General features: G+C 70.2%; 15 protein-coding genes. 6 read left to right on the forward strand and 9 right to left on the reverse strand.

Features of this window, described 5'->3' with window-relative positions:
• Positions 1-2,741: ATP-binding protein (locus tag M878_RS79960; RefSeq protein WP_023551250.1), on the forward strand; the 2,741-nt coding region annotated here is incomplete at its 5' end.
• Positions 2,742-2,767: 26 nt separating this feature from the next.
• Here the strand turns inward: M878_RS79960 and M878_RS79965 are convergent.
• From M878_RS79965 to panB, 3 genes are all read right to left on the reverse strand, one after another.
• A complete protein-coding gene (locus tag M878_RS79965; RefSeq protein WP_023551251.1) occupies positions 2,768-3,580 on the reverse strand; it encodes an ABC transporter permease in 813 nt (270 codons plus the stop codon).
• A complete protein-coding gene (locus M878_RS79970; RefSeq protein ID WP_031226293.1) occupies positions 3,577-4,602 on the reverse strand; it encodes an ATP-binding cassette domain-containing protein in 1,026 nt (341 codons plus the stop codon). Before M878_RS79970 ends, M878_RS79965 begins: the two co-directional genes overlap by 4 nt.
• A 256-nt stretch (positions 4,603-4,858) precedes the next feature.
• Positions 4,859-5,743, reverse strand: a complete 885-nt coding sequence (panB, locus tag M878_RS79975; RefSeq protein ID WP_023551253.1) for a 3-methyl-2-oxobutanoate hydroxymethyltransferase — start codon at positions 5,741-5,743, stop codon at positions 4,859-4,861.
• Positions 5,744-5,957: 214 nt separating this feature from the next.
• On the opposite strand from panB, the gene M878_RS79980 reads away from it, so the two are divergent.
• The 4 genes from M878_RS79980 to M878_RS79995 all read left to right on the forward strand — a co-directional run bounded on the left by M878_RS79980 (position 5,958) and on the right by M878_RS79995 (position 10,804).
• Positions 5,958-7,544, forward strand: coding sequence for an MFS transporter (locus M878_RS79980; protein ID WP_209445571.1), 1,587 nt, complete (start codon positions 5,958-5,960; stop codon positions 7,542-7,544).
• 75 nt (positions 7,545-7,619) lie between these two features.
• Positions 7,620-8,249, forward strand: a complete 630-nt coding sequence (locus M878_RS79985; RefSeq protein WP_031226295.1) for a TetR/AcrR family transcriptional regulator — start codon at positions 7,620-7,622, stop codon at positions 8,247-8,249.
• Between the two features lie 271 nt (positions 8,250-8,520).
• Complete coding sequence (locus M878_RS79990) at positions 8,521-9,489, forward strand: endonuclease/exonuclease/phosphatase family protein (RefSeq protein WP_063750673.1); 969 nt, start codon at positions 8,521-8,523, stop codon at positions 9,487-9,489.
• A 94-nt stretch (positions 9,490-9,583) separates the two neighbouring features.
• The gene (locus tag M878_RS79995) at positions 9,584-10,804 is read left to right on the forward strand and encodes an MFS transporter (protein WP_023551257.1); all 1,221 of its coding nucleotides are present in this window, start codon (positions 9,584-9,586) and stop codon (positions 10,802-10,804) included.
• A 26-nt stretch (positions 10,805-10,830) separates the two neighbouring features.
• Here the strand turns inward: M878_RS79995 and M878_RS80000 are convergent, their stop codons facing one another.
• The 5 genes from M878_RS80000 to M878_RS80020 form a co-directional block, all read right to left on the reverse strand.
• Entirely contained in the window at positions 10,831-11,277 is a 447-nt protein-coding gene (locus tag M878_RS80000) for a hypothetical protein (RefSeq protein WP_023551258.1), read from the reverse strand.
• 407 nt (positions 11,278-11,684) lie between these two features.
• Positions 11,685-12,182 carry a hypothetical protein gene (locus M878_RS80005; RefSeq protein ID WP_023551259.1) on the reverse strand — a complete coding sequence of 166 codons (498 nt, stop codon included), beginning with the start codon at positions 12,180-12,182 and terminating at the stop codon, positions 11,685-11,687.
• 461 nt (positions 12,183-12,643) lie between these two features.
• Positions 12,644-14,590, reverse strand: a complete 1,947-nt coding sequence (locus M878_RS80010) for a S53 family peptidase (RefSeq protein ID WP_031226299.1) — start codon at positions 14,588-14,590, stop codon at positions 12,644-12,646.
• Between the two features lie 232 nt (positions 14,591-14,822).
• Positions 14,823-15,455: a DUF305 domain-containing protein gene (locus M878_RS80015; RefSeq protein ID WP_023551261.1), complete on the reverse strand. Its 633-nt coding sequence runs from the start codon at positions 15,453-15,455 to the stop codon at positions 14,823-14,825.
• Positions 15,455-16,129, reverse strand: a complete 675-nt coding sequence (locus M878_RS80020) for a thioredoxin-like domain-containing protein (protein WP_023551262.1) — start codon at positions 16,127-16,129, stop codon at positions 15,455-15,457. Before M878_RS80020 ends, M878_RS80015 begins: the two co-directional genes overlap by 1 nt.
• A 207-nt stretch (positions 16,130-16,336) precedes the next feature.
• On the opposite strand from M878_RS80020, the gene M878_RS80025 reads away from it, so the two are divergent.
• Positions 16,337-16,780, forward strand: a complete 444-nt coding sequence (locus M878_RS80025) for an RrF2 family transcriptional regulator (RefSeq protein ID WP_023551263.1) — start codon at positions 16,337-16,339, stop codon at positions 16,778-16,780.
• Between the two features lie 156 nt (positions 16,781-16,936).
• Here the strand turns inward: M878_RS80025 and M878_RS80030 are convergent, their stop codons facing one another.
• A complete protein-coding gene (locus M878_RS80030; RefSeq protein ID WP_023551264.1) occupies positions 16,937-18,127 on the reverse strand; it encodes a globin domain-containing protein in 1,191 nt (396 codons plus the stop codon).
• Positions 18,128-18,187: the final 60 nt, after the last annotated feature.

Genomic DNA, 18,187 nt, shown 5'->3' on the forward strand with positions numbered 1-18,187 from the left:
CCGCACAGTCCCTGCCCGAGCTGACCGCCCTGTGCGGCGATCACCCGCTGGACGAGCCGCTGCAGGCGCTGCGGCTGCGCGCCCTGCGCGACGCCGGCCGCCCGGCCCAGGCCCTCGCCGCCTACGACGACGTACGACGGCTGCTCGCGGACCGGCTCGGCTCCGACCCCGGCCCCGAACTGCGCGCCTTGCACACCGAGTTGCTGACAGAAGCTCCTCGGGAGCCGGAGAGCCGGGTCCTCGGCAACCTGCCCGCCCGGCTCACCTCCTTCGTCGGCCGGGAGGCCGACATCGAGGCCATCAGCGCCGATCTCACCGCCGCCCGCCTGGTCACCCTGCTCGGGCCGGGCGGCGCCGGCAAGACCCGGCTGTCCCAGGAGGCCGCCGAGGCGGTACGGCACACCGCCCGGGACGGGGTGTGGCTGGCCGAACTCGCGCCCGTGGACGACCCCGAGGCCGTACCGCAAGCTGTGCTCACCTCGATCGGCGCCCGCGAGACCGTGCTGCACGGCGCCGGCGCCGAGAGCATACGCGCGGTCGCCGACCGCTACGACGACCCCCTCGAACGGATCGTGGAGCACTGCGCCCGGCGCCGGATGCTGATCGTCCTGGACAACTGCGAGCACGTCATCGAGGCGGCCGCCCGGCTCGCCGAGCGCCTGCTGGCCCGCTGCCCGGAGCTGACCGTCCTCGCCACCAGCCGCGAACCCCTCGGCGTGCCGGGGGAGTTGGTGCGGCCGGTGGAGCCGCTGCCCGAGCCGGTCGCACTGCGGCTGCTCGCCGACCGCGGCGCGGCCGCCCGGCCCGGATTCCGCGTCGAGGACGATCCCGGGGCCTGCGCCGAGATCTGCCGGCGACTCGACGGACTGCCCCTCGCCATCGAGCTGGCCGCGGCGCGCCTGCGGATGCTGACCCCGCGGCAGATAGCCGACCGGCTCGACGACCGCTTCCGGCTGCTCACCTCCGGCAGCCGCACCGTACTGCCCCGCCAGCAGACCCTGCGGGCCGTCGTGGACTGGTCCTGGGATCTGCTGGACACGGGCGAACGGGACGTCCTCGCCCGGCTGTCCGTCTTCGCGGGCGGCTGCGACCTGGCCGCCGCCGAGGCCGTGTGCGGCCCGGCCGCCCTGGACGCGCTCGGCTCGCTGGTGGACAAGTCCCTCGTGGTGGCGGCTCCCTCGGCCGAGGGAGCCATGCGCTACCGGCTCCTGGAGACCGTCGCCGAGTACGCCGGTGAACGGCTGGACGAGGCCGGCCGGCGCGCCGACGCCGAGCGCGCGCACCTCGCGTACTACCGCGAACTCGCCCGCACCACCGACCTGTTGCTGCGCGGCCCCGAACAGCGCATTGCCATCGACCGGTTCCAGCTGGAGTACGAGAACCTGCGCACCGCCCTGCGGCACGCCGTCGCCGCGACGGACGAGCAGGAGGCACTGTGCCTGACGCTGTCCCTGGTGTGGTTCTGGCAGATGCGCGACCAGCGCATCGAGACCCGCACCTGGTGCCGGGAGGTCATGGCGCTCGGCCCGGACCCGTTCGCCGAACCGGTGCGCCCCGCCCGCCCGGTGTATCGGCCCTGCACCGACACCCCGCCCCCGTACACCGGCGAGGTCCTCCTGGAGGCCCGGCGCGGCGTCCATCTGGCCCATCTCGCCTGCATGGACACCGAGCTGGACTCCTGGCAGACCGCCGGGGCGCAGGCCAAGCTGCGTGCCATCACCCGGGTCTACCAGCCGGGGCTGCCGCAGACCTGCCGCGCGCCCGGCATGTTGTGGTTCTTCGCCGTGATGCTGACCGGCGGTGTGGACAAGATGCGGACGGTCATCGACGCCTGTGTGCGGACCTGCCGGGAGACCCCGGGCTTCGAGTGGGAGCTGGCCGGGGCCCTGCAGATGCGCGCCAACATCCTCGCCAACCGCAGCGCCTGGGCGGGCAACGCCACCCGGGACGCCGACGAGTCGCTGGAGATCTTCCGCCGCCTCGGTGACGCCTGGGGCACCGCAGAGGCGCTGTCCGCCCGCGGCGAGGCCCAGGAACGCCAGGGCGCCTACTCCGAGGCCGCCGCCGCCTACCGGGAGGCCATCGAACATGCCGAGCGCCTCGGCGCCCGCGGCCAGATGGCCATCCTCCGCGCCCGCCTCGGCAGCGTGCTCATGGACGCGGGGGACACCGAGCGCGGCGAACGACTGCTGCGGGACGTCATCGCGTCCCAGGACGGCGCCCTCAACGAGGCGATGCCCTTCGCCCGGCTGTTTCTCGCCTGCTGGCTGGGCCTGACCGGCCGCACCGCCGAGGCGCGTGCGCAACTACGCCTGCTGCGGGAGGAGTTCACGATCGCGCACTTCGCCGTCTTCGACTCCATGATCCTCGCCCAGGAGGCCTGGCTGGACGCAATCGACGGCCGGCCCGAGGACGCCCTGGACATGGTGGCGCGGGCGCTGGACCTCGCCCGCGACCCGCTGGTCAAGGCCATCTCCCCGCACATGGACTCCGTCTGCCTGGGCATCGCGGCCATGGGCCTCGCCCGTCTCGACGGCGGCAGCCGTGCCGTCGACGCCGCCCGTTGCCTGGGAGCCTCCGACGCCCTGCTGCTGTCCGGCCACATCCCCTCCGGCGTGGAGCGCCGGTGCCACGAGATGATCGAGGCCCGGATCCGGCAGGCCCTGGACGAGCCGGCCTACCGGGCCGCGTACGCCGAGGGCGGTGGCCTCTCCCTCGCGGAGGCCACCGCCCTGCTCTGAGCCGCACTTCTCCTGGCGGGCGAACGTCAGTTCTTCGTACGGAACTTGTGGATCGCGACGGGTCCCATGACGGCCGTGATCGCCACCGACCACGCCACGGTCACCCACACATCGTGCGCCACCGGACCGCCCACCATCAGCCCGCGGGCCGCGTCCGCGAGCGTGGACAGCGGGTTGTAGTCGGTGAAGTGCCGCAGCCAGCCCGGCATCGACTTGGTCGGCGCGAAGATCGAGGACCCGAACTGCAGCGGGAACAGGACCAGGAAGCCCACCCCCTGCACGGACTGCGCGCTCTTCAGCATCACGCCGAGGGTGAGGAACACCCACATGATCGACGAGGCGAACAGCGCGGACAGAGCGACGGTGGCGAACAGGCCCGTCCAGTGCGTGATGTGGAAACCGACCAGGACGGCTACGACCATCAGGATGACCGTCGCGAACAGCATCCGCCCCAGCTCGACGGCGATCTTCGCGAACAGCACGGATCCGCGGCCGATCGGCAGCGTGCGGAACCGGTCCATGACCCCGCTGTTGAAGTCCTGGCTGAATCCGGTGCCGACACCCTGTGAGAGCGTCATGCTCATCATCGCGATCATGCCAGGGATGACGTACTGCACGTACTGGCCCTGGCCGCCGCCCAGCGCCTGGCCGATCGAGCCGCCGAAGACGTACACGAACAGCAGCGTGAAGACGACCGGCATGAACAGCGCGTCGAACATCGACTCCGGGTCCTGGCGGATCCAGAGCAGATTGCGCCGGATGAGCGCGCCGGTGTGCCGCAGATGCCCGCGCAGCGGGATACGGACGTCTACGTCGGTGGTGGGCATGACGGCGGTCATACGGCGACCTCCTGGCGGTCGTCGGTGGGCGTGGCGTTCTGCGGGGCACTGGCACGGTGGCCGGTGAGGGACAGGAACACCTCGTCCAGGCTGGGCAGTTCGGTGGTGATGGAGGAGATCGTGATGCCGCACGCGGTGACCGCGCCGACCACGGCGGTCAGCTGCTCGTCGCTGAGGATCGGCACCAGCAGCGTCCCGGACTCGTGGTCCACGGTGGTGCTCGCGAGCCCGGTGATGCCCAGCTCGTCCAGCATGGCCGCGAGCGGGCGCAGCTGCAGCGGGTCGACGGGCCGCACACGGAGGGTACGGCCGCCGACCTTGGCCTTCAGCTCCTCGATCCCGCCGTTCGCGATGACCTTGCCGCGGTCGACCACGGTCAGCTCGGAGGCGAGCTGCTCGGCCTCCTCCATGTACTGGGTGGTCAGCAGCACGGTGACGCCGTCGCCGACCATCGCCTCGACCTCGTCCCAGACCTCGTTACGGGTACGGGGGTCGAGCCCGGTGGTGGGCTCGTCGAGGTAGAGGACGGCAGGACGGCCGATCATCGAGGCGGCGAGATCCAGCCGCCGCCGCATACCACCGGAGTATGTGCCGGCAGGCCGCTTGGCCGCCTCCGTGAGGGAGAACCGCTCCAGCAGCTCGTCGGCGCGGGCGCGGGCGTCCTTGCGGGACAGGTCCAGCAGCCGGCCGATCATGTACAGGTTCTCCCAGCCGGGCAGCTTCTCGTCCACCGAGGCGTACTGCCCGGTCAGCCCGATCACCCGGCGCAATTGCCTCGGCTGCCGTACGACGTCGTAGCCGGCCACGGTGGCCTGTCCGGCGTCCGGGGTGATCAGGGTGGACAGGATCCGTACGAGGGTGGTCTTGCCGGCGCCGTTCGGCCCGAGCACACCCATCACGGTGCCCTCGCGCACGTCCAGGTCGACACCGTCCAGCGCCTTGGTCTCGCCGTAGTGCTTGACCAGCCCCCGTACCGTCACGGCGTGGCTTGCGCCGACGGGGTTGTCATCGATTCGCGTCATGCCGGAGACGGTGCCAGGACCCACCGACAAACCACCGACAGGGCGCCGACAGCCACCGACAGATCCCAGCGACCACCACCGCAACCATCAATCGACGACCACCGCAACCATCAGACGACCACCGCAACCATCAATTGAGGAACCACGACGGCGAGCAACCCCCTCCGCGAGAGCGGCGCCGGTTTAGGCGCAAAGACGGGGCAGCCCCGCTGACGGGGGATGATCAGCGGGGCTGCCGGGGTGTTGCCGCAATGGCTCAGTGGACGGAGTGCTCCTCCAGCGGGAACGTTCCGCCGACGACGTCCTCCGCATACGCCTTCGCCGCGTTCGACATGACCTCACGCAGGTCGGCGTACTTCTTGACGAACTTCGGGACCCGGCCGGAGGTCAGCCCCAGCATGTCCGTCCAGACCAGGACCTGCGCGTCGCACTCCGGGCCCGCGCCGATGCCGACGGTCGGGATGTGCAGCACCCGCGTCACCTCGGCCGCCAGCTCCGCCGGGACGAGTTCCAGGACGACCGCGAACGCGCCCGCGTCCTGGACCGCCTTCGCGTCCCGCAGCAGCTGCTGCGCCGCCTCCTCGCCGCGCCCCTGCACGCGATAGCCCATCGCGTTGACGGACTGCGGGGTCAGCCCGATGTGGGCCATGACCGGGATGCCGGACTCGACCAGCAGCCGGATCTGCTCGTGCGACCGCTCGCCGCCCTCCAGCTTGACCGCCCCGACCCCGGCCTCCTTCACCAGCCGGGTCGCCGAGCGCAGCGCCTGCACCGGACCCTCCTGGTAGGAGCCGAACGGGAGGTCGCCGACGATCAGGGCGCGCCGTGTGCCGCGGACCACGGCCGCCGACAGCATCGTCATCTCGTCGAGGGTGACGGGCACGGTCGTCTCGTACCCGAGGTGACAGTTGCCCGCCGAGTCGCCGACCAGGATCACCGGGATCCCGGACTCGTCGAAGACGGACGCGGTCATCGCGTCGTAGGCGGTGAGCATGGGCCACTTCTCGCCGCGTTCCTTGGCGAGGGTGATGTCGCGGACGGTGATGCGTCGGGTGCTCTTCCCCCCGTACAGCGCCTTGCTGCCGTCGGAGGATGCGAAATGCCCGCTCTGCGCGTTCTGGGCAGCCGAAAGCTGCGTCATGGCAACGGCTCCTTCAGTCATCTCGAGGCGCCCTGACGGCGTCCCCGGATCGACTCCATGGTGGCACCTCGTGCCAGTCAGGACCAGGGGGACCCCCTGTGATCCCCCTCCGTGGCCGGAAGCGAGCTGAAGCCGGAGGCGAGCGGTGTAAGTCCTTGGCAAAGAAGTGAGATACGAGACCGTTCCGTATCGAAATGGTCGTACGCTCGAACACATGACACGTCCCGTTCCTGCCTCCCGAGTACCGGAAGCGGTGCACCGGCGCCGTTGGGCGATCCTCGGCGTGCTGATGCTGAGCCTGCTCATCGTGATGCTCGACAACTCGATCCTGAACGTCGCGATCAAGACCATCGCCAGCCCCGCGCCGACCGGCCTCGGCGCCTCCCAGGGCCAGATCGAGTGGGCGATCAACGCCTATACCCTCGTCTTCGCCGGCCTGCTGTTCACCGCCGGCCTCGTCGGTGACCGCCTCGGCCGCAAGAAGGTGCTGCTCGGCGGCATCGCCGTGTTCGGCATCGGCTCCGCCCTGGCCGCCGAGTCCGGCTCGCCCGGCCAGCTGATCGCCTACCGCGCGCTGATGGCCCTCGGTGCCGCCTTCGTCATGCCGGCCACCCTCGCCGTCCTGATGAACATCTTCGAGCGCGAGGAGCAGGCCAAGGCCATCGGTATCTGGGCGGGTGGTGTGGGCCTCGCGATCGTCATCGGGCCGATCACCGGCGGTGCGCTTCTCGACCACTTCTGGTGGGGCTCGGTCTTCTTCGTCAACGTGCCGATCGTGATCGTCGCGCTGGTCCTCATGACCGTGCTGGTGCCCGACTCCCGCGACCCGAGGCCGGGCCGGCTCGACCCCGTCGGTGTCGTCCTGTCCGTCGTCGGCCTCGTCCTGCTGGTCTACGGCATCATCAAGGGCGGCGAGCTGGCCGACTTCACCGACGCGAAGGTGCTGGCGACCATCCTCGCCGGTCTCGTCGTCCTCGCCGGCTTCGTCGTCTTCGAGCGGCGCAGCGACCACCCGTCGCTCGACGTCACCTACTTCAAGAACAAGGTCTTCTCGGCCGCCATGAGCGCCATGGCGCTGGTCTTCTTCGCACTGATGGGCGTCACGTTCTTCGGCGTCTTCTACACCCAGAGCGTGCGCGGCTACTCGCCGCTGGAGTCCGGCGTGCTGCTGCTGCCGCTCGCCGTCGCCCAGCTGCTCTTCGCGCCGCGCGCCCGGCTGCTGGTCGACCGGTTCGGCAACCGGGCCACCACCACCGCCGGCCTGGTGCTGATCGCGGCGACGCTGGCCATGTTCGCCACCTTCGAGGCCGGCACACCGATCTGGCTGCTCGAGGTCGTCTTCTTCCTGATGGGCACCGGCATCGCGCACATCATGACGCCGACCTCGGTCGTCGTCATGCAGGCCCTGCCCCGCGAGAAGGCCGGCTCGGCCTCCGCGCTCAGCAACACCTTCCGCCAGGTAGGCGGCGCGCTCGGCATCGCCATCCTCGGCTCGGTGCTCGCCACCTCGTACCGCGACGGCATCGAGGGCAAGCTCGGCGTGCTGCCGCCCGCCCTGCGCGACAAGGCCGCCGAGTCCATCGAGGCCACCCTCGGCATCGCCGGCAAGCTCGGCCCGCAGGGCAAGGCCCTGGTCACCCCCGCCAACGACGCGTTCCTGCATGCCATGCACGTCACCGCCCTGTGCGGGGTGGGCGTCGCGCTGATCGGCGCCGTGGTGACAGCCCTGTTCCTGCCGGGCAAGGCGCCGGCCGCTCAGCAGGGCGAACAGGAAACGGAGTTGGTCGAAGCCGCGGAGTGACGCGAAGCACGCGCTTGCACGGGAAGGAGGCGGCTGCGGGACAATTCCCGCAGCACAGTGAGAGGACGGATCGACGTGAGTCTTGCCGAAAGCCTGCCGCGACCGGACGGGCCCGTACGGGGACGCCCCCGCAGCGAGGCCGCGGAACGGGCCATCCTGGAAGGCGTGATGAAGCTCCTGGAGGACGGCGTACCGCTCGCCGAACTCTCCATGGAGCGCGTCGCGCGCACGGCCGGCGTCGGCAAGGCCACCATCTACCGCCGCTGGAGCGGCAAGGAAGAGCTGTTCGTCGAGGTCGTACGCGCCGCGGAGCCCCCCGACCCCGAGCCTCCCGGCACCTCCCTGCGCGACGACCTCGTCGTGCTGCTGGAGTCCCTGCGCCGGCGCGGCCTCGCCAGCCGCTCCTCGGCGATCCTGCACAACGTGTACGCGCAGATGAAGTCCAGCCCCAGGCTCTGGTCGGAGTACCACGACACCGTCGTCGCACCCCGTCGCGCCCTGGCCATGGAGGTGCTGCGCCGGGCGCGCGAGAACGGCGAACTGCGGCCGGACGTCGACCTGGAACTGGCCCACGACATGTTCGTCGGCCCCATGCTGGTGCGCGCACTCATGCGCCCCGACGCCGAGCTGCCCGAGGGGCTGGCGGAGGAGATCGTCGACCGGGTCCTGGACGGCCTACGGCCCGTCAGCTCGACAGCCTCGTAGCACTCATGTGCGCGTTCTGTCACAGACCCCACGCGTCCCGGGGGTAGCCGGAACTCGCCGCCCCGCCCCGTTCGTCCTCGTCTTCCGTACGGCCGTCATGGGACGGCGGGTCCGGAGCCGATCATCCCCTAGGGTCGGAAGAACACACGGGGGAACGACGGTGTGCACGGCAGGCAGTGAGGCAGACGGTATGGCGCAGCAGGCGTACATGACGGAGACGGCGGACGGCGGCTCGGGGCCCGAGCGACCGGGATCCCGGCTTCGGCGCCTGATGCGTCGGCTCTTCTCAGGGTGGCGCGGCGATCCACGCGTCTGGCGCCGCGGCATCGTCCTCGCGTTGCTGGCCCTGCTCCTCGCCCTGGTGATGCTGCTGCACTCGCACATCTCGAACAAGGTGGGCAACCTCGGCAGCCTGACGGAGACGTTTCTGCCCTGGCTGGGTCTCGCCGTCCCGGTGCTGCTGCTTCTCGGCCTGCTCCGGAAGTCGGCGACCGCGCTGATCGCCGTACTCCTGCCGGCGATCGTATGGCTGAACCTCTTCGGCGGGCTGCTCACCGACAAGTCGGGCTCGGGCGGCGACCTGATGGTGGCGACGCACAACGTCAACGCCGAGAACCCCGACCCCGCGGCGACCGCCCGCTCCGTGGCCTCCTCCGGCGCCGACATCCTGGCCCTGGAGGAGGTCCCGAGCAGCGCGGTGCCCGTCTACGAGACGGCGCTCGCGCCGACGTACAAGCACCACGCGGTCGTCGGCACGGTCGGCCTGTGGAGCAAGTACCCGATGACCGACGTGCAGGCCGTCGACATCAAGCTGGGCTGGGAGCGTGCGATGCGCGCCACCGTGTCGACGCCCAAGGGGCAGATCGCGGTGTACGTCGCACACATGCCCTCGGTCCGGGTGAAGGTGGAGGCCGGCTTCACCGCCCGGCAGCGCGACACGAGCGCCGACGCGCTCGGCGAGGCCATCGCCCAGGAGCCGCTGAAGCGGGTGATCCTGCTCGGCGATCTGAACGGTACGATGAACGACCGCTCGCTCAACGCGGTCACCTCGCAGATGCGCTCCACGCAGGGCGCGGCGGGCAGGGGCTTCGGGTTCAGCTGGCCGGCGTCGTTCCCGATGGCGCGGATCGACCAGATCATGGTCAGGGGAGTGGAGCCGGAGAGCTCCTGGACGCTGCCGCGCACCGGCAGCGATCACCTTCCGGTGGCCGCCCGTGTGAAGCTGGACACGTCCTCGTAACCGGTTGGAATACTGGGCCTGAGAGACTTTGTTCCGCTGCTGAACTTAGAACCACGGAACTCCGCTCTCTGACTTGGAAAGGCACAGGCCCTTCATGCCCCTGGCCCTGCTCGCTCTGGCCGTCGGCGCTTTCGGAATAGGTACGACCGAGTTCGTGATGATGGGCCTGCTGCCCGACGTTGCGGACGACCTGCACATCTCGATCCCCACCGCGGGACACCTGGTCTCGGCGTACGCGCTGGGCGTCGTCATCGGCGCCCCGCTGCTCGCCGCCCTCACGGCCCGTATGTCCCGCCGCACGGTCCTGATCGCCCTGATGGGACTGTTCGTCGCCGGCAACGCCCTGTCGGCGTTCGCCCCCGGCAACGGCTCCCTGCTCGCCGCCCGCTTTCTCAGCGGCCTGCCGCACGGCGCCTTCTTCGGCGTGGGCGCGGTCGTGGCGACGTCGCTGGTCCCGCCGGAGCGCAAGGCCCGCTCGGTGTCGCTGATGTTCCTCGGCCTGACCATCGCCAACATCGCGGGCGTGCCGGTGGCGACACTGATGGGCCAGCACCTGGGCTGGCGGTCGGCGTTCCTGGCCGTGAGCGTGATCGGCCTGGCCGCGATCGCCTCGCTGGCCCTGCTGATCCCGCAGGACAACGGGCATGCCGCAGCGTCGACGGGCCTGCGCGGCGAACTGGCCGCGGTGAAGTCCCTGCCGGTCTGGCTGGCGCTCGGTACCACGGTGGCGGGCTTCGGGGCGCTGTTCGCGGCGTACAGCTATGTGACCCCGATGCTGACGGGCGCCGCCGGGTACGCCGAGAGCAGCGTCACCCTGCTGCTGGCTCTCTTCGGTGTCGGTGCGACGGCGGGCAACCTGCTGGGCGGCCGCCTGGCGGACCACTCGCTGCGGGGAACCCTGTTCGGCGGGCTGGCCTCCCTCGGCGCGGTGCTGCTCTTGTTCCCGCTGCTGATGCGGGCGGAGTGGAGCGCGGCGCTGGCGGTGGCCTTGCTGGGCCTGGCGGCCTTCGTCACGGGTACGCCGCTGCAGCTGATGGTGATGGAGAAGGCGTCGGCAGCCCCCTCCCTGGCCTCCTCCGCCAACCAGGCCGCCTTCAATCTGGCGAACGCCTCAGGAGCCTGGATCGGCGGCCTGGCCCTCGCGGCGGGCTTCGGTACGACGTCGCCCGCGCTGGCGGGTGCGATGCTCGCCGTGCTGGGGCTGGGTGTGGCGGCGGTGGCGTACGCCGTCGACCGGCGCCGGACTCCGTCGGCGGGGCGGGAGAGGCTGGTCGCCTCCCACGTGCCCGGGGAGTCGGCCGCGCTGCACCACTGATGTCAGATGTCAGCTGATGTCAGATGTCAGCCGCTGTGGGCCCAGCCCGCGGGTAGTGGTCTCGGACGGAATCTGCGGCTGAAGTCCAGAGGGATGTCCAGGGCCAGGAAGTTCTTTCCGTTCCCCGTCCGTGCGCGCAGCCGGATCCGGTGCTGGGCCACCGGCACCGTCTCGGGAAGCCGAAGGAGCCACACCTGCTTCCACGGCCCGGCGGGCAGCCTCGGGTCACCCGACAGTCTCGCGCCCATGCGCGCCAGCAGATCGGGCAGCCGGTAGCTTCTGTCCAGCATCTTCACCGGACCGAACTTCATGATCACATTGCAGGTGACCCGGGTCAGATCGACGGCTTCCTTGAGGCGGCCGCCCATCTCCCAGCGGACCTGGTGCCCGAGCCACGGCAATGCGGGAGTCAATGTGATGTCGAAGATGTCCAGGACATAGGTGTCGTCGCTCGCGTCCTCCACCAGGCGCATACTCACCTCGCTCACCCCGCGGTGCCGCGGATATGAATGTTGCCGCCGAGGCGCGTGCACGGCCCGGCGGCGACCACCGCGCCGTGCCCCCGCCGAATTGCCGCTCACGCCCTTCGTCACCCGTTCGGGTGTGGGGCAACGCCGGCAGAGGGCCGGCGGCCATGCCACGGGGGCATACGCCGACGGGAGGCGTTCGGGCGGACATCACCAGGCGGATCGGCCGGTGAAGGCGCGGACCGGCCGGTGCCGGTGAAGGCAAGGACGGCCGCCCGGACACCGGGCCGAGGCGCCTGGCGTCCGGTTCGGGCAGGGTGTGCACGGCGCGGGGGTGCCGGACAATGGTCGGGACCGGAGCCCCGGCCCGATTCCGGCGGGCCGGGGCTCCACATCATGCAGTCGACTGCGGATCAGTCGTCGTGGTCCTTGTGCTTCACCCGGAAGCTGGCGATCACTCCGTCTTCGACCTCGATGCCCTCGGGCGGGCAGGCGCGCACGCCGAAGCTGTCGCTGTGGCGTCCGACGGTGGCGATGGGGCCGCCGTTGTCGCAGACCGCCCCGCGGAAGACCTCGACGGTCTTGTCGCTGTCGTTGCGGATGTTGAGGGTCTTGGCGCCCAGGCCGCTGACTACGGTGATGCAGTCGCCGGGGTGGGAGGAGTAGGACCGCTCGTTGATCTGGATCCGGCCTTCCCGCTCCCTGCCCTCCTCACCGCGACCCTCGTTGCCCTTGCCTTCCTCGTTGCCCTTGCTCTGCGTGCCGCCGTCCCGGGGCGCGCCGGCGGCGGCCGTCGGGGCTGCCGCAGGCGCCGGGTCGGCGGCGGCGGAGGCGTAGGTGATGCCGGTCGCGACAAGAGCTGCGGCTGCTCCTACGGCAGCCGCCACCATGTTCGAACGGGCGAGATTCATGTCTTTCTCCTGTCTTGTGTCTCAGACCGGCTCGTCAGCCGGCTCGAGATCAAAAGTACTTAGAGATGCCACATCGGCAATATCGGAAGATTGCTGACATGGTGCCGTTTGGGGCATCTATGACCCCGATCGGCACGTCGACAGAGGATCAAGTCGCCGTAGAAAATGTGGGATTGACATACTATTAGGCCTTTAGGGTGATCTCCTGACTCTCGCTCACCCATAGTGCGGGCGTGTCGGTGCGTACGTGGCGAGGCGAGTCGTGCTAGAAGGCCCTGCCCGCCGACGTGCGTCACGTCGCCCCAGCGGCACCGCTTCGGCCCGGGTGTGGCCGTGAGCCGCCGACGTGGCCGATGACTCTCAGTCGGTAACTCCGTTACGCAGAGCCGGACTTCGAAGTCATGCAAAAGGGGCGTGAGGTCGGCAAGACCCCACGCCCCTCCGTTCAGCGCGTCAGCGGCTCAGTGCTTCTTCGCCGCGTACGACTGGACGTAACCGTCCGCGGGCGAGCCCACGCCCGTCACGTCGTCGTAGCCCTTCGTCGCGGACAGCGAGCTGTCCTTGCCGAGGCTGCGGACCGAGTACAGCAGGCCGCCCTTGGCGTCCAGGCCGTTGGCGAAGTCCACGCGGGCGACCGCCAGGCCGGAGCCCGTCGGGTTGTCCGTGACGTCGTGGAATACACCCTTCTTGCCGTACTTGGCGTAGATCGTCGGGTTGGCGAAGCCGATCGCCTTGCCGCCGCCCGCCTCCTGGGCCAGCGCCTGGACCGCCGCGATCACCGGAGCGGCGAGCGAGGTGCCGCCGATGCGGTACTCGCTGTACTGCTGCGAGCCGTCCGGGAAGGTCTGGGTCTGGCCGACCAGGAAGCCGGTGTTCGGGTCGGCGATGGCCGCGATGTCCGGGACGACGCGGTTGCCGGAGGCGCTGTTGGCCTGCGCCAGCGCGTCCGGGACCACGCCCTTCTGGTAGTAGGGCTCGGCGACCGTCTTGCTGGTGCCGCCGCCCGCGCCCGAGGTGAAGGCGCCGGGGAAGTTCGTCCAGCTCTTGCCGTCGGCCGACAGGGTCGCCTTCTCGGTGCCCCAGCCGGTCTCCCACTGGTACGTGTCGCCCTTGCCGACCGCCAGCGACGTACCGCCGACCGCGGTCACCCACGCCGAGTTGGCCGGGGTGTCGACCTGCTTGGTCTTGGTGTGGGCGACCTCGTCGCCGTTGTCACCGGAGGAGAAGTAGAAGCCGATGCCCTGCACCGCGCCCAGCTGGAAGACCTGGTCGTAGGCGGCCGCGAGGTCCGGGGTCTGGCTGGCCTCGACGTCGCCCCAGGAGTTGGAGACGATGTCGGCCAGGTGGTTGTCGACCACCTTGCTGAGGGAGCCCAGCAGGTCTTCGTCGTAGCAGGAGGCCGCACCGACGTAGGTGACGTCGGCGCTGGGCGCGACGGCGTGCACGGCCTCGACGTCGAGGGTCTCCTCGCCGTACCAGCCGGCCGCCTTGCACTCGTCGGTCCTGGTGTAGGAGTCCGGCAGCGACTGGTGCAGCTGGCTGGTCTTCCAGGCCTGGTCGCCGTTCTTCGCCGCGTACGTGCCGGCGTCGAAGGCGAGGGTCGGCGAGGCGTAGGCGTCGGTGATGGCGATGCGGACGCCCTTGCCGGTGTACGTGCCGGCGCCGTAGGCGGCGCGCAGCTGCTTGCCGGTGTAGCCCTTGATCGCGTACGGGACCTTCTGGCCGTACGCGTCCGGCAGCGTGCTCGCGATCTTCGAACCGTAGTACGAGGAGAACGGCCCGGCGTTCTTGAACACGGCGTCCGGCGGCGGCAGCGTGTCGTCGTGGTTCGCCATGTGCGGGGCGTTGTCCAGGCCGGTGACGGTCAGGACGGCGTCCTTCAGAGCGGCCGGGACGGAGGCCGCCTGTGCGGGGGCGCGGTAAGTGGCCGAGCCCTTGGCGTAGTTGTGCAGCTGGGTGCCGAACGCCTTCTCGGCGGCGGCAACGTCACCGGAGACGGCGACGTAGTGCTGGGTGACCTCGGTGACCTTCAGGCCGGCCGACGTCAGCCAGGACTTGACGGCGGACACCTGGGCCTTGGTGGCCCCGAACTGGGCCTGCGCCTTCTTGGCGCTCAGGTACTTGCCGTACAGCGGCGAGCTCGGGTCGGACACGGCCTTGGCGTAGGCGGCGAGTCCGGCCGCGTCCTTGCCGGCCAGGTAGACCCGGGCGTTGATCTGGGCGCTGTCCGAGGTCGCGCCCTTGTCCGCCTTGGCCGTGGCCCAGAGAGGCTTGGTGCCCTTCAGTGCGTTACGAGCGGGGCTGTCCGCGGCGTGCGCCGCGGGTATGCCCAGCGCCAGCGCGCCGGCGACCATGGGCAGTGTCGCTGCCATGCTCATGGCGCGCAGTTTGGCGCGGTTGGATCTCATAGAACCCCCTGCGATGCGGTTCGCATGCATGTAGTGGTCGATACGTCATGCGTCCGCGCGCCGGCCTGCGGCGGTTCGGCCGGTGATTGGATCACACGATGGGGGTCACTCTTTCGATGAACCGTTCATGCCAGGGGAATGGAATGGTCAAGAGAAACTCAAGTAGTCGTCAGTTGGGGCGATTTGGGCTATTTATCCTTACGGCTGTGTAACGGATGGGGTTGTCCGCTGTTCAAGAACGCGGTTTCGCTCCCCGCTCCTTGAGTATCTGGGCCATCACCTGAAGCTCCGACTGCTGCGCGTCGACCATGCCCTGCGCGAGCCGCTTCTCCACATCGACGGTGCACTTGGCCACACAGCCCTCGGCCATATGGATACCGCCCTTGTGATGGTCCGTCATCAGCTGCAGATAGAGGACCTCGGCCTGCTTGCCGTTCAGCGACTGGAGCTTCTTCAGCTCGGTGTTCGTCGCCATACCCGGCATCAGCGAGCCGTCCCCGCGCTCGGGCATGTCACCCATGCCCATCCAGGCCATCGGCGGCTTCGCCGACACCTTCGGCAGCCCCCACAGATCCAGCCAGCCCAGCAGCATGCCGCGCTGGTTGGCCTGCGTCTGCGCGATGTCGTAGGCGAGGCGCCGCACTTCCTCGTTCGTCGTGTGGTCCCGGACGATGTACGACATCTCGACGGCCTGCTGGTGGTGCACGGCCATGTCCCGCGCGAATCCGGCGTCCGCCGACTCCGCGTCCGGCGTCCTCGGGCCCCGGTCCCCTGAGTCCTCGGCGGCCGCATAGGTGATCGCGCCGGCCGCGACCAGCGCCGCCGCCGCGGCCCCCGCGATCCAGCCGATGTGCCGCCGCCCCACTACATCGCCCCGTTGGTGCAGGCGGCGCCCGGCTCGGGCGTCTGCTGGCCCTGCACATAGGTCGCGAAGAACTTGTCCACTTCCGGATCGCTCGCGCTCTTCACCGTCACCTGGTGGCCCCACGCCGACAGGATCAGCGGCGCCGCCTGATTCTCGTACGGGCTCATCAGCGAGTACGGCGTCTTCTTCACCTTCGCCGCGAGCGCGTCTATGTCAGCCTTCTTCGCCTTGTCGGTGTACGTCACCCAGACCGCGCCGTGCTCCAGCGAGTGCACCGCGTTCTCGTCCTGCAGGGGCTTGGTGTAGACGGTGCCGTCGCAGGTCGCCCAGATCGGGTTGTGGTTGCCGCCGACCGGCGGGTGCATCGGGTACGACACCTTGGTCGTCACATGCGTCCGTGCCAGCTTGCCGGACCAGGTCTGCACGCCGTCCTTGCCGGCGGTCCAGTGCCCGGAGTCACCGGAGGAGCCGCCCTTGGTGTCGCTCGCGGTGTCCTTCTTGTGGTCGGACCGGGAGTTCACGAGGACCGCACCGCCGACGACGAGGCCGGCGACGACCACCACGCTCGCGGCGATCGTGAGTATGCGGTTGCGGCGCTCGCGCGCCCGCTCGGCGCGGCGCATCTCCTCTATACGCGCCTTGCGTGCCGCGCTGCTGTTCTTGGCGGAACCCATGAGGTGTCCTTCTGGGGGAAAAAGACGGCAACAGGAAGGGTGGAGCCCGCTGATCGTAGTAGGGGATGGGCCGCCTTCCGTAGGGAGGGCACCGCAAAGGAACGACCGCGGGAGTGCGCAAAAAGGGTGAAGACGGATGACGGCGTACGGCGGTGCACGACGGCGGGATAATTTGAACCCAGGATGCGTATTACCTACGCTCGCCTTATGCGGCTCCTGCGCTCCACGGACCTGGCCCTGCGCGTCCTGATGCGACTGGCCGTGGCCACCGACGCCACGCCCACGACCCGCCAGGTCGCGGCGGACATGGACGTGCCCTACACGCACGCCGCGAAGGTCGTCGCCGAACTCCAGCACCTCGGCCTCGTCGACGCCCGGCGCGGCCGCCGCGGCGGCCTCACCCTGACCGAGAAGGGCCGTACGGCGTCGGTGGGTGCGGTGGTGCGGGTTTTCGAGGGCGACGGTGACGTGGTCGAGTGCGAGGGGGCTACGCCGTGTCCGCTGCGGTCCGGGTGCCGTCTGCGGGGCGCCTTGCGGCGGGCTCAGGAGGCGTTCTTCGCCTCGCTGGATCCGGTTACGGTCGCGGAGATCGTGGCTGAGCCGACGGGGCCTTTGCTCCTCGGTATCTCTCAAGGGCCGGGGACGGTCTAGGCGCGTTGCGGGGGTGCCGGGACCTGCCGTCAGGCGTGTGCCGCGCCGTCGTGGCCGGCCGCTCCCCCAGGTTCCCGGCTTCGCTCGAACCCGGGGGACCCCCATCGCGGCGGAGCCGCATATCGGCACAGTCCCGCGCCCCTGGGGTGCTGCCGCTCAGCCTTGTGCCATCCAGAGGTCGGGCCCGAAGACCTCGTAGTGAATGCCGGCCGGGGACACACCCTTCTCGATCAGCTGGGTGCGTACTGTCCGCATGAAAGGCAGCGGGCCGCACAGGTACGCGTGTGTGCCGGGATGTACCCGGACACCGGAGAGACCGACCAGGCCGGTGCGGGTGTCCGGGGCGGCGTCTCGCTCGTAGAAGAAGTGGACGGAGGCGTCCGGGAGCTTTTCGGCGTACGTCTCGTGGTCGGTGCGCAGGGCATGGTGGGCGGGGGAGCGGTCGCCGTGGAGGACGGTGACCGGGCCGCGGTGGCCGCTCGCCGCGAGATCGGCCAGTATCGCGATCATCGGGGTCACGCCGATGCCCGCGGAGGCGAGCAGCAGGGGCGTGTCCGGGCCGGCGGAGTCCAGGACCAAGTCGCCGTACGGCTCGGACAGTTCGAGGAGGTCGCCGACGCGCACGCGCGCGTGGAGGTGGTGCGAGACCTCGCCGTCGGGCGTCACGACGTCGCCCCGCACGCGCTTGACGCTGAACTGCCGTACCGCCTCGCCCGGCGCCCCGGACAGGCTGTACTGGCGTATCTGCCGGGCTCCGTCGGGCAGGGGCACGCGCACGGAGACGTACTGGCCGGCCCGGAAGTCCCGCACCGCCCCGCCGTCGGCCGGCCGCAGCCGGAAGGTGACGACGTCCGCGGTCTCCGTGACCCGCTCGACGACCTCCCACTCCCGCCGGCCCCGGCCGCCGCTCTCCTCGTAGAGGCGCTTCTCGATGGCGATGAGCGCGTTCGCCATCAGCCAGTAGACCTCGTCCCAGGCGGCGGCGAACCCGGGTGTGACGGCATCGCCGAGGACCTCGGCGATGGCGGCGAAGAGGTGCTCGTGGACGACGGCGTACTGCTCGGGCGCGACGCCGAGCGAGGCGTGCTTGTGGGCGATGCGGCCGAGGAGGGCGTCGGGCCGGGTGTCCGGGTGGTCCAGCAGATGCGTGGCGAAGGCGGCGATGGAGCCGGCGAGGGCCTGCTTCTGGGCGCCGGAGGCCTGGTTGCCGCGGTTGAACAGGTCCCGCAGCAGTTCGGGGTGGGCGGCGAAGAGGCGGGCGTAGAAGCGCTCGGTGATCTCGCCGATGGCCGCGCCGACGGCGGGAAGGGTGGCGCGGACGGTGGCTGCGGACGACTCGGACAGCATCGGGACTCCTCACGACTCGGCTGCGCGGCACGCTATGAAAACTTGCATCTGAGATGCAAA

This window comes from Streptomyces roseochromogenus subsp. oscitans DS 12.976, from assembly GCF_000497445.1.
In the GTDB taxonomy this organism is placed as follows: Bacteria; Actinomycetota; Actinomycetes; order Streptomycetales; family Streptomycetaceae; genus Streptomyces; species Streptomyces oscitans.

Excerpts from the sequence above, each read along its gene's own strand:
- M878_RS79965 (WP_023551251.1), bottom strand. The coding sequence starts at position 3,580 with ATGACCGCCGTCATGCCCACCACCGACGTAGACGTCCGTATCCCGCTG.
- M878_RS79970 (WP_031226293.1), bottom strand. The coding sequence starts at position 4,602 with ATGACGCGAATCGATGACAACCCCGTCGGCGCAAGCCACGCCGTGACG.
- panB (WP_023551253.1), bottom strand. The coding sequence starts at position 5,743 with ATGACGCAGCTTTCGGCTGCCCAGAACGCGCAGAGCGGGCATTTCGCA.
- M878_RS79980 (WP_209445571.1), top strand. The coding sequence starts at position 5,958 with ATGACACGTCCCGTTCCTGCCTCCCGAGTACCGGAAGCGGTGCACCGG.
- M878_RS79990 (WP_063750673.1), top strand. The coding sequence starts at position 8,521 with ATGCGTCGGCTCTTCTCAGGGTGGCGCGGCGATCCACGCGTCTGGCGC.
- M878_RS79995 (WP_023551257.1), top strand. The coding sequence starts at position 9,584 with ATGCCCCTGGCCCTGCTCGCTCTGGCCGTCGGCGCTTTCGGAATAGGT.
- M878_RS80000 (WP_023551258.1), bottom strand. The coding sequence starts at position 11,277 with ATGCGCCTGGTGGAGGACGCGAGCGACGACACCTATGTCCTGGACATC.
- M878_RS80005 (WP_023551259.1), bottom strand. The coding sequence starts at position 12,182 with ATGAATCTCGCCCGTTCGAACATGGTGGCGGCTGCCGTAGGAGCAGCC.
- M878_RS80010 (WP_031226299.1), bottom strand. The coding sequence starts at position 14,590 with ATGAGATCCAACCGCGCCAAACTGCGCGCCATGAGCATGGCAGCGACA.
- M878_RS80020 (WP_023551262.1), bottom strand. The coding sequence starts at position 16,129 with ATGGGTTCCGCCAAGAACAGCAGCGCGGCACGCAAGGCGCGTATAGAG.
- M878_RS80025 (WP_023551263.1), top strand. The coding sequence starts at position 16,337 with ATGCGGCTCCTGCGCTCCACGGACCTGGCCCTGCGCGTCCTGATGCGA.
- M878_RS80030 (WP_023551264.1), bottom strand. The coding sequence starts at position 18,127 with ATGCTGTCCGAGTCGTCCGCAGCCACCGTCCGCGCCACCCTTCCCGCC.